The sequence below is a fragment of the Arenibacter lacus genome (assembly GCF_008711145.1).
GTDB lineage: Bacteria > Bacteroidota > Bacteroidia > Flavobacteriales > Flavobacteriaceae > Arenibacter > Arenibacter amylolyticus.
This window is the reverse complement of the sequence record NZ_VVIN01000051.1, coordinates 1-14,703: the sequence shown is the minus strand read 5'-3', so window position 1 is coordinate 14,703 and position 14,703 is coordinate 1. Positions and strand designations below refer to the sequence as shown.

Here is a 14,703-nt window from a genome sequence, read left to right as displayed (position 1 = left end):
TTATGATACCATTTAACAAACCATTTTTAGTCGGAAAAGAGACCAAATACATTGAGGAGGCAGTAAAATCAGGTAAGATTTCTGGAAACGGTACTTTCACAAATAAATGTCAGACATTTTTTGAAGAAACCTACGGGATTAAAAAGGCATTATTAACCACATCCTGTACAGACGCTTTAGAAATGGCTGCTATGTTGATGGATATTAAGTCAGGTGATGAGGTCATCGTTCCTTCATATACATTTGTAACATCTGCTTTAGCATTTACAAGACAAGGCGCTAAAATAATTTTCGCAGATAGTAGATCAGATCATCCAGGTATAGACGAAGAAGCTATAGAGTCTCTAATAACACCAAAAACCAAAGGCATTGTTGTAGTACATTATGCGGGGGTGGCCTGTAATATGGATACTATTATGGCCATAGCCAAAAAGCATAAAATCTTTGTTGTTGAAGATGCAGCACAAGCTGTAGACTCGTTTTATAAGGGTAAAGCATTGGGTAGCATTGGACATTTTGGAACATTCTCTTTTCATGAAACCAAAAACATAATTTCAGGTGAGGGTGGCCTATTGGCCATAAATGATGAACGTTTTATAGATAGATCTGAAATCATTTGGGAAAAAGGCACAAATCGTTCTGCTTTTTTTAAAGGAGAAGTAGATAAATATGGTTGGGTAGACACAGGATCATCCTTTTTACCTTCCGAACTAATAGCTGCCTTTTTATTTGCTCAATTAGAGCATATACAAGACATTCAACAAAAGCGATTATTATTATGGGAAACTTATTACAAAATGTTATTTCCATTACAGGAAAATAAAAAAATAATGCTTCCATCATTTCCTGACTTTTCTACGAATAATGCACATATGTTTTACATAATAACAAATAATATATCAGAAAGAGATGCATTATTAAACCATTTGAAGATGAATGGAGTTCATGCTGTTTTTCATTATTTATCACTTCATAAAAGCTCATATTATACAACTACTTTAAAAGGAAAAATTACACATCTACCCCAAGCTGATAGATACACGGATTGTTTAATTCGTCTTCCTCTATTTTATAATTTAGAGGAGTCTCAGGTCCAATACATTGCTAAAAGTATAATTCAATTTTTTAAATGAAAATTTTACATATAGCACCAGATGAAAAGTTTATAAACAATATCTACTTTCAGTTTAATAAATTATTTCCAAATCAAAATAAGTTTCTAATATTATTAGAAAAGAACGTTGAAACTACAAGATATGTAAGTATTAATGATAATTTCAGTACAGTTACCATGTTAAAAAAAAATGTTAGGTACTGTATCAAAGAATCAACTCATTATGATATTATTATTATTCATGGTTTAAATTATTTTCAAAGTCAAATCGTTTTAAATGTAGGGAACATCAATAAGTTTATTTGGTTTTTTTGGGGAGGGGAAATATATGACAACACAAGTGCTCTAGGAAATAAAGTGATTGGGGAAGTTACATTTCAAAAATTTCACCTAAAAAGTTGGAAAGACCATTTAAAGTCCCTTATAAGAATTCCATATTATTTTATAAGGTATAAAACTAGAATTCCTGAGAAAGAAATAATAAGAGCTGCGAAAAAAATAAAACAATTTGGAATACTCCATAGAGAAGAATTGGAGTATTTTAAACAGCTTGGATATTTATCTCCAATAGTATCTCACATTTGTATGACTTACTACCCATTAGAATATATATTTAAAGGAATTGAGTCGACTAAGATTAATGGAAACAATATTTTACTAGGTAATTCAGCATCATCATCAAATAATCATCTCGAAGCATTTAATATTTTAAAATCCTTTAATCTTAATGATAAAAAATTATTTGTCCCCTTAAGTTATGGTGATAAAAGATACGGGGAAACTATCAATGAAATTGGGCATTCCCTTTTTGGAGAAAACTTCCAATCGCTTTTCGATTTTATGCCTTTAGAAAAATACACTCTTCTATTAAGTAGTTGTAATATAGTTATAATGAATCACTATAGGCAACAAGCTGTAGGAAATATAATTGCCATGCTCTGGATGGGTGCAAAGGTGTATTTGGACGAACGGAACACCTTTTATCATTATCTTAGAAGGATTGGCGTTGAAGTTTTTTCTATTGATGTGGATTTAAAATTAGAAAATCCCTTAGCATTGGAAGGATTGTCTGACAGCGAGATTAATCAAAACAGAGAAATCTTATTAAGAGAAATTGGATTTTCAAATGTTAAAACTCAATTAGAGCATAGTTTAAAATTGATTGTAGGTGAACATTAATAAAAAGGCTTTCTCAGGTGTTAAGTGGACCACCTTGTCAACCATTATCCTTGCCGTAAGTGCATTGCTTAAGATATCCGTATTAGCTCGATTTTTAGATGCCTCAGACTTTGGCTTAATGGCCTTAGTAACTTTTGTTCTTGGGTTTATGGATTTATTTATGGATATAGGCTTAACCTCAGCAATACTACATAAACAAAATATTAATAGAAAAGAATATGCCAGTTTGTATTGGCTAAATGTCGTATTTAGTTTCTTTTTATTTTTATTAATCGTATTCTTAAGTCCTTATATTGCCCATTTTTATAATGAGCCTGAATTGGACAACCTTATTCCAATCACAGGGCTAGCCATTATTTTTTCTGCCTCTGGTCGCCAGTATAAAACAATTCTACAAAAACATCTAGAATTTAAAAAAATAGCGATAATCGAAATTATCTCGGTAATTGTCGCCTTAATTTTGGCAATTATAATGGCTATGAGAGGGTTTGGGGTTTATGCCTTAGTATATTCTGCGTTAACTCAATATGCCATAGCAAATGTAGTATATTTCATATTAGGCAATTATTTTCAAAGACTTTTACTCCATTTTAATTACATGGAAACCAAACCATTTTTAAAGATTGGCTTATATCAAGTAGGGGGTCAGGTTGTCAATTATTTTAATAGAGACCTGGATGTTCTGATTATCGGCAAATTCTTTGGTTCAGAATTATTAGGTGCTTATAGCTTAGCCAAACAGCTTGTGTTCCGTCCAGCACAGGTGCTGAACCCCATTTTTACAAGAGTTGCGAGCCCAATATTAGCTAAATTTCAATCCAATGTTTTGATTCTAAAAAAGAATTATTTCAAACTTCTTAATCTTATTATTTCCGTGAATATTCCAATATATTTGTCTGTTATTGTATTTACCCCTTGGATCATTTCAATACTATACGGACCTAATTTTGTTGGAATTATAACCTTAGTGCGAATTCTTTCGTTCTACATGCTGTTTAGAGCTATTGGAAATCCAATTGGTAGTTTGGTTATTGCCACTGGAAGAACAGATTTAGAATTTTATTGGAATTTAATTACCTTAATCGTAATGCCAATTAGTGTTGTAATTGGAGCTCAATTTTCGTTGGAAGGCGTTGCAATTTCCTTGACCATCGCGATGTGTATTATGCTGTTTCCGAGTTGGTTATTCCTGGTAAACAAATTGTTAGGGGCGACATTTAAAGAATATCTAATGGCATTAATTCCCAAATGGAAATTTGATGATTTGAAAAAATAGGGTATTGTATTATTGTTAAACTCATTTTTATAATTTTAAATATTTCAGGAAAAAAAGTAAATAAAGAATAGGGAATTTTCGGGTTGTAAATTCATATAATAGAGAGGCAAATAGTGCCTCACCACTTAACTTAGGTTACTTTAGAAAACTCCGTTGAACACCCAACAATGGAAAAATAAACAAGCTATTTGAATTAGGTTATGTTACTAAAGAAATATAAAGTCTAACTAGCAATTGCAGTGTACAAATTTTTCAACATTCTATTAATAATACTCTTCCTCCTTCAAGGGACCAGAGCCTATAACGGTTTGGTATTTGGACTATTCCTTGTTCTCATTACAGGTGTATTTTTATTCAAAAAAAGAACAATAATATTACCAAAATACTATTTGTGTGCTGTGTTAATTTATAGCTTCTATCTTGTATGGGGATTGTTGAATTTTCATCAAAATCCACTTATAGATATTAAATTTCAGTTGTTTTCATTCCTGTTTTTCTTACTACTACTCAACTTGAAGTTTAATTTGTTAAAGATTCTGTTTTCAATTAATGCCTTGGTATTCAGTATCTATATCTTATTATATATGAACATTCTGCCTAACTTATGGCATGAAAGCACCATCGGAGTTGGCGGTCGTATACATGGACCATCCATAATTGCTATTAATCTTATTCTGTTTTATTATCTCTTAGCAGCAAAGCCTTTTGATAAAAGATTGGTGATAGCGGCCATAATGGGGCTTATTAGCATCGCCTTAACGACAAATTTCATGAATTTGGCTGTGTTTACAATATTGATTTTATTATTGGTAATTAAATTTGAGAAATTATTAAAACCCGTATATGTAATTGGCCTTGTCTTGGTTTTATTGGGTGGCATTTGGTACTTAAATTCTCCGTTTGTGCCAGAATTGGTGTCCGCAAAAATGAAGTACATATATAAGCCTTGGGAATATGGTAGTTTAAGGACTAGACTTGAAGATTTTAATAAAGCCATCCTTAGTGAAAACTTCACTACTTTTAATAAGATAATTGGGAAGGGCTTTGGGGCTTCCACCACTATTTACAGGGAAAATAAAATCGCCCCAAGTTTAAGTGGAACCTTTAATTTTCAAGAGATAGATAATGGTTTTTATTATCTGTACCATCGGGGTGGGTGGTCGTTATTGCTGCTTTTCATTTTATCTCATTTGTATTTATTGCTACGGATAAATAGTGCAAAGACTAAATTGGGTTTTGTTGCTCTTGTATTCATAACAAACATTTTGTCCATACATTACTTCAATTATTTCTTCTTTTTGCTAATACCGTTTTTTATTTTTTACAGAGACCGTATTTTGGAAGATTATAAAGCCTATAGTCTATGAATATCCTATACGTAGTTCCCAATATAAAGAAAGTTTCTGGGGGTCCCAGAACAAGAGTGACTTTGTTTAAGGAGGTTTTCAAGAAACAAGGAGGCAGGGTTATCGAAAAAGGAAACAAGCTATCTAGCAGTTTAATGCCTAGGAAAATAAATTTGGTCTATGTGGAGTCTGCGACCAATAGGATTAGTATTATTGATGTCATTTGTTTAATTTTTTTAAGATTATATTCCAAACAAATCATTGTTTTCATTAGGGATGCCTATATTGAACTTTTTCCCGAGGAATATATGTCATTACGAGGGAAAATAACACTGGTTTTCAATAAATTAAGCAACTTTTTTTTAATCTATGTTTCATCCTCAATAGCATTTCCTACCCAAGAAATGGGAATGGTTTTTTTTAAGAAAAATAGATTTTACCCTAAAAGAAACTATACAGATTTACCCCCAGGTGCTCTAATGGAACCAGAAAAAAGAGCTTTGCCCGATTTCTCACGTAAAATAGGGATTATGTATCTAGGAAGTACTCAATATCAGAATTCAGGTTTTAATAAATTTATCAAGTTTGCTGAAGTGTATAGTTCCAAGTATAATTTTTATGTGCTCTCGGGAGATAAAGGTCTAGATTCCTTACTGTCAACAACGTCTATCTATTATACTAAACTCCATCGGAAGGATATCATTAGCTTTATTCATCAGAAAAATATAGCCTTTGCATTGCACACCAGGCCAAGAAATAACTATGATGATATTACGATTCCAATTAAGGTGTTAGATTTTATTAGTTTACAAATTCCATTCTTTAGTGAACGCCACACACCTATAACCAAACTATTACCTGCCGATTATGACCTTTTTGCGTCATTTGATGACTTAGATGGTATACACAATAAAATTCAATCGATCCAAATAGAGAATTATAGGGTGTATTTAGATATGCTTTATCAAGTTTCTATGAACAATACTTATGATAAAAGGTATCAAAAATTACTTGCTCAATAAATCTTGGCAAACCGTATTCTTCGAATTTAGTACCTATCTGTTTGTAGGTACATTGCCCCTGTTACTTAAGGTCAATACTATTGCTTTATGGGGTTTTATAACCGGGTCCATCCTTCTTTCCTATAAAAACAAGGATTGGAATATTGCTTTACGTAATAATAAATGGACATTGTGGGCAGTAGCACTCCTTTGGGGGCTATACATTCTTGGAGTCTTTTTATCTCAAGACCTTAGTAGGGTATTAAAAGATATTGGTAGAACCTTGCCCTTGGTTCTCGTCCCTCTTTTTGTTTTGACACGTCACAAAGAGGATTTTAATCTCTTCAAAATATTCACTTCCTTGGGGATAGGTCTATTCTTGGGAATGCTAATTTGCTGGTATCATATACTTTTATCCATCTTATCTAAGGAAAAGCCCTTGGAACAGGCTAAGTATTTCTTTGAATGGATTTATACGGATTGGAATTTGGTTGAACCCTTAAATGGACACCCTAGCTATTTTGCTCAACTGATTGTTCTTTTTCTGGTTACAGTAATTGTTAACGAGAACTTTAAAAGTTTAAGGAGAAATAAAATCCATTTTCTGTTTTTACTGTTTCCGTTTTTTCTTTTTCTAATTGAAACAAGTTCGAGAATTGCCATCATTTCTTTAGTTTCGATTCTGCTCATTCACAGCATCAATAAACTTCGATTCAAAGGGGTGCTATTAATGATGATGTTTTTGTTCGTAATAATTTTATTTTCAGTCAAATTCAATTATTTAGGCTCCAAGTTCACTAAAATAATTGATAGGAATGGTGAAATAAAAGTGGAACGCTATCATCGTTGGAAGGAAATTCTTAAAGTTTTTAATCAGGAGGATCGTTGGGCTTTAGGTGTAGGGTCTGGCGATGCCCGTCTTTTATATCGGAAAGCCTATGAAAATGGAAACTTTCAATTAGCTTTTGAAAACAACTATAATGCGCATAATCAATATTTAGAATTCTTGGTGTCTAATGGACTGTTTGGTTTAATTGTATATTTGTTTATTTTAGGCTTGTTTGCATACCAAACAAAATTAAACAAGGAAGCGTTAAGTTTCTTTATTATCATTCTTTTATTTTCAATAAGTGAAAGCTTTTTTGGAAGGAGTCAAGGAGTGCTTATTTTTTCCTTTTTCTACTCATTTTTATTGCTATACTATAATTCCAAAACGCAAAATGCCAGGTAAAACTAAGATATTTCTAATCTCAAACATGTATCCTTCCCAAAATAATGTTAGATACGGAATTTTTGTTAAAAATTTCGAGAATGCGCTTCGAGATGACTTTTTAATCAGAAAAATCGTTTTAACAAAAAAGGATAGCGTCCTAAAGAAAGCCGTAGGCTATTTTATTCTATATCTTAAAATTTTAGCTTTACTTTTCTCCGTTAAAAGGACTGATATTGTATATGTTCATTTTCCTTTGCATGTGGCACCAGCATTAACAGTACTATTTTTAAAACATAAAAATATAGTTCTTAATTTTCATGGGAGTGACCTAGTCTTTAATTCCTTCTTCACTAAATTTCTTTCCTATTTTATGGTGCCTCTATTGCATAAATCGCACCTTGTAGTACCTTCAAAATATTATAAAGAAAAATTTGTCAATGATTTTGATATATCAGATTCTAAAGTTATACTATATCCTTCAGGAGGAATAAACAGGGAAATATTCACTCCACGGAAAAAGATGAATAATGATAGGTTTACGGTGGGTTTTGTTTCCAACTTTAAAACTGAAAAAGGGTGGAAGGTATTTTTAAGTGCAATAAAAATCATTAAAGAAAAGGGATTCATAAGTAATCTGGAGGTGATAATGGTTGGGGACGGTCCGGATAAATTTAAAATTGATAGAATGATAGATTCTTTGAAATTAGATGTCCAATTGTTTACCAACCAAACCCAAAGTCAATTAGCGAGGATTTATAATAACATGAACGTTTTTGTTTTCCCAACTTTTAGAGAAAGCTTGGGGTTGGTAGGTCTCGAGGCTATGGCTTGCGGAATACCTGTAATAGCGAGTAATACTGATGGCCCGAAAGAATATATCAAAGAGTTAAAAAACGGTTTGTTGTTTGAGAAACAAAACGTGAATGACCTTGTAGAAAAAATACGAATCTACTATGAATTACCACAACAGAAAAAGATAGAAATGGCCTTCAACTGTGAGAATACAGCAAGTATATACGATAGTGTTAAAGTTAAAACTGCACTGATTGATTTTTTACATCAATATAATAATAATGAACAAAATCAACATTCTTAACACTTCTATTCACAACCTTACTATGCAAGAAACTTTGCAGATTGTAGGCAACACTATTTCGGAAGGAAAACAATTGCACCATGTAGTGGTTAATGCTGGGAAGATTGTAGCAATGCAAAAGGATCTTCAGCTTCGTCAAAGCGTTAATGAGAGTGATTTAATCAATGCTGACGGCCAAGCAGTGGTATGGGCTTCAAAAGTCTTAGGAAAGCCCCTAAAAGAGCGTGTAGCAGGCATAGACCTTATGACCAGTCTTGTTGAATTGGCACATGATAAAAATTATAAGGTGTTTTTCTTTGGAGCTCAGGAAGAAGTAGTGAAAAAAGTAGTAGATATTTATTCGGATCAATATTCACCAAATATCATTGCTGGTTATAGGAATGGGTATTTTAGTAAGGAGGAGGAACAAGTCATAGCAAAAGAAATTAGCGAAAGTGGGGCCCACATTTTATTTGTAGCTATAAGTTCTCCTACCAAAGAAAATTTTCTTTATGAAAATAAAGCCTTGCTGCAAAAGGTGAATTTTGTTATGGGAGTAGGCGGGAGTTTTGATGTGGTAGCAGGCAAAGTAAAACGAGCTCCCGTATGGATGCAAAGGGTAGGGCTGGAATGGTTTTATAGGTTTGCACAAGAGCCAAAACGCATGTGGAAACGCTATTTAGTAGGTAATAGCAAGTTTATATATTTGGTCATCAGGGAAGCAGTTAGTAAGCCATAAATAATACTATACAAGGTTCTATTAAATTGGTATACTAGTAATTATTAGAAACCATTAAGTTAATTAATTTTAAAATCTATCTTTGTGGCCTGTTGACCATTAAACTTAAGGGCAGAATGCCATTTTTATTCAAAAGATACCGTTATTCCGGCCTCATTACCCCCATATCTTATATAGTAGATTTATTGGTGATCAACCTTTTTGCGTATTTTTTGCCCATTAATTTTCAATATCCCATACTTTTCCACTCCTACCTTACCCTAGCGTGGATAATTTTATCGGTGAAAAACAATTTTTATGGGGTTTACAGGTACACCAAAGTCACCAATATTCTAAAGCTACTGTTTAACCAGTTTGTCTTCTTCTTTTTAATCTTATACGCTTTTATTGGCTTTTTTAAGCAACCCAATATGAGCCGTTTGGCATTAGGAGAATACTTTATTTTTACAGCCATTGCCATTTTTAGTATTAAGTTCTTGAACTACGTCCTTTTAATGAAATACCGTGAAAAGGTGAAAGGGAATATGCGAAACGTAGTGGTAATCGGGAAAAATAAAAAGACGGATCAACTCATCGATGTGTTCAAGGAGCGCAGGGAATTTGGGTACCATTTTATGAAGCAATTTTCTCCTTCGGAAACCAGCTTTAATATCCACGATACTTTTGTCTATATCGTAGAAAATAATGTGGATGAGATCTATTGCTCTGTCTCCGAGCTTAAAAATAGCCAGTTAACGAAATTCATCAACTTTGCTGACAATAACCTGAAAACTCTCAAGTTTATTCCAGACAATAAGAATATATTCTCCAAGAAACTCACCTTTGAGTATTACGATTATATTCCCATTCTATCGCTGCGCGATATCCCGCTTCACAATCCGTTGAATTCGGCCCTTAAAAGAGCTTTCGACATTGTTTTCTCGTTGTTCGTGATTGTCTTCATCCTTTCTTGGTTGGCGCCGTTAATCGCCCTGATAATACGATTAGAGAGTAAAGGCCCCATATACTTTAGACAAAAACGCTCTGGTATAGACAATAAGGACTTCTATTGCTATAAATTCCGGTCCATGGCACCCAATGAGAATGCGGACAGCCAAATGGCTTCAAAAAACGATATGCGGATCACCAAGGTGGGTAGATTCTTAAGAAAGACCAGCATTGATGAACTCCCACAATTCTACAACGTGCTCTTTGGAAACATGTCTGTGGTAGGCCCCAGGCCACACATGGTAAAGCATACCAATGATTTTGCCACTAGGGTAGATAAGTATATGCTGCGGCATTTTGTAAAGCCTGGGATTACCGGATTGGCACAGGTAAAGGGTTATAGGGGGGAAATTGAAACGGATAACGATATTTTGAATAGAACCCGATTCGATATTTTTTATATAGAGAACTGGTCCCTATTTTTGGATATTAAGATTATTCTGCAAACTGTTATCAATGCGGTGTCGGGAGAGGAGAAAGCATATTAAAGAGAAAAGAATAAAGACATTAGCCAATTTTAATCCATTGCTACGATTTTTTTTTTTGAAGGTCAGCATGCTCCAGTATGTTCAAATAAAGAAGTAAGAGAAGAGAATAGTCAAATTTCCAAATTGTTACATTTAAAATTAAGAAAAGATAACAGTAGCCAGTTGGCAATATCTAGAAGCCAAATGTTAGAAGTAAATTTAGATTAAGGCTACATTTCCAAATTGGCTCATTTCCAAATTATCAAATTGATCAATTGTTCCCTTAAACCTGCAACCCCAATACTTTTCAATATAATTCTAATTTCAGTTGCTTTCGCACTAATACCTCACCCAAACCTCATCACCCTTCACCCCTCAATATTGGTTATTAAACCATAAATATTTCCTAAACTGAAAAATCCGTTTAATTTTGGATGGTACTATCCTCTCAAAAATATTAAATGATGGAATGAGCCAACCTAAACAATTATTGGCGGAATCGAAGTTTCATGAACTCCTATAAAAAACAATTAATAGACAGGTGAATAATTACATCTGACAAATAAATAGCAATAGATGAAAAAAGTTCTGGTTACGGGTGCTGCAGGTTTTTTGGGATCTCACCTTTGCGATAGATTGATTAAAGAAGGCTTCTATGTGATTGCCATGGATAACCTAATTACCGGTGATCTTAAGAATATTGAACATCTCTTTAAGTTGGAGCAGTTTGAGTTTCAACACCACGATGTTACCAAATTTGTACATGTCCCAGGGAAATTGGATTATATCATGCATTTTGCCTCTCCCGCCAGTCCCATCGATTATCTAAAAATTCCCATTCAGACCCTTAAAGTAGGTGCCTTAGGAACCCACAACCTATTGGGCCTGGCCAAGGAGAAGAATGCACGAATACTTATCGCTTCCACTTCCGAGATTTACGGTGATCCCTTGGTGCACCCGCAAACGGAAGAATATTACGGGAATGTGAATACTATTGGTCCCCGAGGTGTTTATGACGAGGCCAAACGCTTCCAAGAATCCATTACCATGGCCTATCACCGGTTTCACGGGGTTGAGACACGGATAGTGCGAATCTTTAATACCTATGGCCCTAGAATGCGTCTGAACGACGGACGGGTAATCCCCGCTTTTATGGGTCAGGCTTTACGGGGGGAAGACCTCACCGTTTTTGGGGATGGATCGCAAACCCGCTCTTTCTGCTTTGTGGATGATGAGATTGAAGGGATCTATAGGCTGTTGATGAGCGATTATACCGGTCCGGTGAATATTGGGAATCCGCACGAAATTACCATCAAGGAATTTGCCGAGGAGATCATTAAACTAACGGGAACCGACCAAAAGATAATCTATAAACCCCTCCCTCAGGACGACCCTATGCAGCGTCAACCCGATATCTCCAAAGCCAAAGAAATTTTGGGATGGGAACCCAAAGTCAGTAGGGAAGAAGGCATGAAAAAAACCTGGGACTATTTTAAAACCCTCACCGACGAAGAACTCAGAAAAACGGAACACCGCGATTTCTCCGATCGCAATAGGAAGTGAGGTTCAGTGTGCAGTGTACAGTAATCGGTAATCAGTAAACAGTTCGCAGTTGCAGTGGCCAGTCGTTGGCGGTAAATAGTTAATGTTTATCAAGTCATATACATAAAAACCGTATAATTCTGATCAAGTAAGTTCAATTGTCAGCTACCTTGAAATGGTGAATTTTTGATATGAAATAGTGGTACACTCTTCATTTGAAATAAACAAATAGCTGAATATCAACTGACGAACCAAGCAGTCGAGGATCTATCAAAGGTTTGGGATTATACATTTAAAGTTTGGTCGGAAAATCAAGCCGACAAATATTACGATGAACTAATCTCCAACTGTCAAGAAATTGCGAAAAACCCGAATTTAGGAAAAATCTACGAAGGAATTTCAAAGCAACTGCTAGGCATGAAAGTAAATAGACACGTAATATTTTACAGGACTGTGAATGAGAATTTTGTTGAGATAACGAGAATTTTTCCTCCACAACTTTTTGTATTGAGCCTATATAATACGAATAAATCCGATTATGTGTTTGTTTTCTAACATTCAATTGCTACATTTACACTAGTTAATCGGAAATTATCCGATTATCATATACGATATTTGCAATATGGATTTTAAACATTTAGAGCCCGGAATATTTCAAAGATTTAATGGAGAAAATTAAATTTGAGAAGACTTGATCCTAGAAATTGACCAATCCTTTCGCCTATCGAACTCGTTTAACTTTTTAACTTGATAACAGGATAAGCCAGTAGCCAAATCCAATCCATTGCTACGATATTTATTTTGAGGGGTCAATATGCTCCAGTATATCCACGAATCAGGGGATTGAATTTGGCTGATATTCGTTAAGCGGAGCGGAAATCCTAATTAAATTGGAAAGTGCCTCTATGTATAAAGCTTAACTAAGGAACATGAACTTGGATCGCTTTTAAAACGCCATACATCGCTTCTAACACCTATATCCCCATAACTTCTTAACAAGATAACCTCATAACAATAAAAGTGTAATAAGAGTAGGCTGCGGTTAGTGATTGGTAAGTAGTTCGCAGTTGCTATCTCTAAATCGAGTACTCTGCCTAGAATGGCACAAAACGAACCGAAATACTCCAATGTGACTCCAAGCTCCACACTTCATAACCGCGTAACTCCATAACATCATAACTCCATAACCGAACACAACAAGGGTCTAATTCAATTTTTCCCTCCAAGTAGGTGCAATTTCCATTGCAAACCGTATTTTTGGAGAAATTTTTGAAACATGAATATCCTTATCCTCGGTGCTGGGGGCCGTGAACATACCTTGGCCTGGAAATTAAAGCAAAGTCCAAAACTCAATCAACTTTTTGTAGCACCCGGAAATGCAGGGACCGCTGCCATAGCCACTAATATACCGATTGGTGTAAGTGATTTTGCGGCAATCAAGGAATCCGTGCTTGCAGAGAAAATCGATATGGTAATCGTAGGACCCGAAGATCCGTTGGTAAAAGGGGTGCACGATTTTTTCCTAGCTGATGAAGACTTAAAAGATATTCCGGTAATCGGACCGCAAAAAGAGGCCGCTACCCTGGAAGGGAGCAAGCAATTTGCCAAGGAGTTTATGATGCGTCACCAGATTCCTACCGCAGCCTATGAAAGTTTTACCGCCGATACCTTGGAAAAAGGATATGCCTTTTTGGAAACCCTTACGCCTCCTTATGTATTGAAGGCCGATGGCTTGGCAGCAGGGAAAGGGGTGTTGATATTGAACGAACTTCAAGAGGCCAAGGACGAGCTAAAAACTATGCTGGTGGATGCCAAGTTTGGCAATGCCAGTACCACCGTGGTTATTGAAGAATTTTTAGACGGAATTGAGCTTAGCTGTTTTGTTCTTACTGACGGAAACAACTTTAAGGTTCTGCCCACGGCAAAAGACTATAAAAGGATCGGGGAAGGCGACACTGGATTGAATACAGGCGGCATGGGGGCCATTTCCCCCGTTCCCTTTGCAGATAACGACTTCATGAGTAAAGTGCTAGAGCGAATCGTTAAACCTACCGTAGAAGGCTTTAAAAAGGATAATTTACCCTACAAGGGATTTGTGTTTATCGGATTGATTAAGGTTGGGGACGATCCTAAGGTGATTGAATACAATGTTAGAATGGGCGATCCGGAGACGGAAGTGGTAATCCCAAGAGTTAAGAACGACCTGGTGGAAGTATTTCAGGCCGTTGCTGAGGGAACCTTAGACCGTATCGACTTGGAAATAGACGAGCGAGCAGCTACCACGGTGATGGCCGTATCTGGCGGCTACCCGGAAGCCTATGCCAAAGGCAAAGAGATTACAGGGTTTGACGCTGTGAACGATGCAGTGGTATTCCATGCCGGTACCGAATTAAAGGACGGGAAGGTGCTTACCAATGGCGGAAGGGTACTAGCCGTTACTGCCTATGGGTCCGACTTTAAGGAAGCCCTGAAAAAGTCCTATGAGAATATGGAAAAACTTCAGTTCGATAAAATGTACTACCGTAAAGATCTTGGGTTTGATTTGTAGTATTAAGTAGTTAGTAGTTAGTATTGAGATGTGAGTAGTGAGAGGAGTTTTACAGTGAACAATTAGCAATTAACAATGGCGGGGCGACCTCAGTAATCGGTGATCAGTGGCCAGTCGCAGTAGGAGACATCTAATTATTGCTCAAAAACAGCTTAATTCTGATCCATTAGGTTCTATTGTCAACGACCTTAAAATAGACTTGCTCACGAATCAGGG

General features: G+C 35.4%; 12 protein-coding genes. All 12 read left to right on the top strand.

The genetic code is table 11. The features are described from left to right. The first annotated feature begins 2 nt into the window (after positions 1 to 2). The 12 genes from rffA (at position 3) to purD (ending at position 14,487) form a co-directional block, all read left to right on the top strand. Entirely contained in the window at positions 3 to 1,133 is a 1,131-nt protein-coding gene (gene rffA / locus F1E73_RS13235) for a dTDP-4-amino-4,6-dideoxygalactose transaminase (RefSeq protein ID WP_150452164.1), read from the top strand. Further along, positions 1,130 to 2,293 (top strand): TDP-N-acetylfucosamine:lipid II N-acetylfucosaminyltransferase, encoded by a 1,164-nt coding sequence (locus F1E73_RS13230; RefSeq protein ID WP_150452163.1) that lies wholly within the window; start codon positions 1,130 to 1,132, stop codon positions 2,291 to 2,293. Before rffA ends, F1E73_RS13230 begins: the two co-directional genes overlap by 4 nt. After that, the gene (locus F1E73_RS13225; RefSeq protein ID WP_150452162.1) at positions 2,283 to 3,569 is read left to right on the top strand and encodes an MOP flippase family protein; all 1,287 of its coding nucleotides are present in this window, start codon (positions 2,283 to 2,285) and stop codon (positions 3,567 to 3,569) included. The genes F1E73_RS13230 and F1E73_RS13225 overlap by 11 nt, the downstream gene beginning before the upstream one ends. A gap of 584 nt (positions 3,570 to 4,153) precedes the next feature. After that, a complete protein-coding gene (locus F1E73_RS13220; RefSeq protein WP_150452161.1) occupies positions 4,154 to 4,936 on the top strand; it encodes a hypothetical protein in 783 nt (260 codons plus the stop codon). Positions 4,937 to 5,097: 161 nt separating this feature from the next. After that, on the top strand, positions 5,098 to 5,937 hold the full coding sequence (locus F1E73_RS13215) for a hypothetical protein (protein WP_150452160.1): 840 nt from the start codon (positions 5,098 to 5,100) through the stop codon (positions 5,935 to 5,937). Further along, positions 5,903 to 7,147 carry an O-antigen ligase family protein gene (locus tag F1E73_RS13210; RefSeq protein WP_150452159.1) on the top strand — a complete coding sequence of 415 codons (1,245 nt, stop codon included), beginning with the start codon at positions 5,903 to 5,905 and terminating at the stop codon, positions 7,145 to 7,147. Before F1E73_RS13215 ends, F1E73_RS13210 begins: the two co-directional genes overlap by 35 nt. Next, the gene (locus F1E73_RS13205; protein WP_150452158.1) at positions 7,137 to 8,225 is read left to right on the top strand and encodes a glycosyltransferase family 4 protein; all 1,089 of its coding nucleotides are present in this window, start codon (positions 7,137 to 7,139) and stop codon (positions 8,223 to 8,225) included. The genes F1E73_RS13210 and F1E73_RS13205 overlap by 11 nt, the downstream gene beginning before the upstream one ends. Further along, complete coding sequence (locus F1E73_RS13200) at positions 8,203 to 8,943, top strand: WecB/TagA/CpsF family glycosyltransferase (RefSeq protein ID WP_150452157.1); 741 nt, start codon at positions 8,203 to 8,205, stop codon at positions 8,941 to 8,943. Before F1E73_RS13205 ends, F1E73_RS13200 begins: the two co-directional genes overlap by 23 nt. 116 nt (positions 8,944 to 9,059) lie before the next feature. Beyond that, complete coding sequence (locus F1E73_RS13195; protein WP_150452156.1) at positions 9,060 to 10,418, top strand: undecaprenyl-phosphate glucose phosphotransferase; 1,359 nt, start codon at positions 9,060 to 9,062, stop codon at positions 10,416 to 10,418. A 555-nt stretch (positions 10,419 to 10,973) separates the two neighbouring features. After that, positions 10,974 to 11,960, top strand: a complete 987-nt coding sequence (locus F1E73_RS13190) for a UDP-glucuronic acid decarboxylase family protein (protein WP_150452155.1) — start codon at positions 10,974 to 10,976, stop codon at positions 11,958 to 11,960. A 207-nt stretch (positions 11,961 to 12,167) separates the two neighbouring features. Continuing rightward, positions 12,168 to 12,494 carry a type II toxin-antitoxin system RelE/ParE family toxin gene (locus tag F1E73_RS13185; RefSeq protein ID WP_150452176.1) on the top strand — a complete coding sequence of 109 codons (327 nt, stop codon included), beginning with the start codon at positions 12,168 to 12,170 and terminating at the stop codon, positions 12,492 to 12,494. Between the two features lie 721 nt (positions 12,495 to 13,215). After that, positions 13,216 to 14,487 carry a phosphoribosylamine--glycine ligase gene (gene purD, locus F1E73_RS13180; RefSeq protein ID WP_150452154.1) on the top strand — a complete coding sequence of 424 codons (1,272 nt, stop codon included), beginning with the start codon at positions 13,216 to 13,218 and terminating at the stop codon, positions 14,485 to 14,487. The last annotated feature ends 216 nt before the right edge of the window (positions 14,488 to 14,703 follow it).

Bases quoted from the DNA above. Each gene is read 5' to 3' on its own strand.
- purD (WP_150452154.1), top strand. From the start codon at position 13,216: ATGAATATCCTTATCCTCGGTGCTGGGGGCCGTGAACATACCTTGGCC.
- rffA (WP_150452164.1), top strand. From the start codon at position 3: ATGATACCATTTAACAAACCATTTTTAGTCGGAAAAGAGACCAAATAC.
- F1E73_RS13220 (WP_150452161.1), top strand. From the start codon at position 4,154: ATGAACATTCTGCCTAACTTATGGCATGAAAGCACCATCGGAGTTGGC.
- F1E73_RS13190 (WP_150452155.1), top strand. From the start codon at position 10,974: ATGAAAAAAGTTCTGGTTACGGGTGCTGCAGGTTTTTTGGGATCTCAC.
- F1E73_RS13205 (WP_150452158.1), top strand. From the start codon at position 7,137: ATGCCAGGTAAAACTAAGATATTTCTAATCTCAAACATGTATCCTTCC.
- F1E73_RS13230 (WP_150452163.1), top strand. From the start codon at position 1,130: ATGAAAATTTTACATATAGCACCAGATGAAAAGTTTATAAACAATATC.
- F1E73_RS13210 (WP_150452159.1), top strand. From the start codon at position 5,903: ATGATAAAAGGTATCAAAAATTACTTGCTCAATAAATCTTGGCAAACC.
- F1E73_RS13195 (WP_150452156.1), top strand. From the start codon at position 9,060: ATGCCATTTTTATTCAAAAGATACCGTTATTCCGGCCTCATTACCCCC.
- F1E73_RS13200 (WP_150452157.1), top strand. From the start codon at position 8,203: ATGAACAAAATCAACATTCTTAACACTTCTATTCACAACCTTACTATG.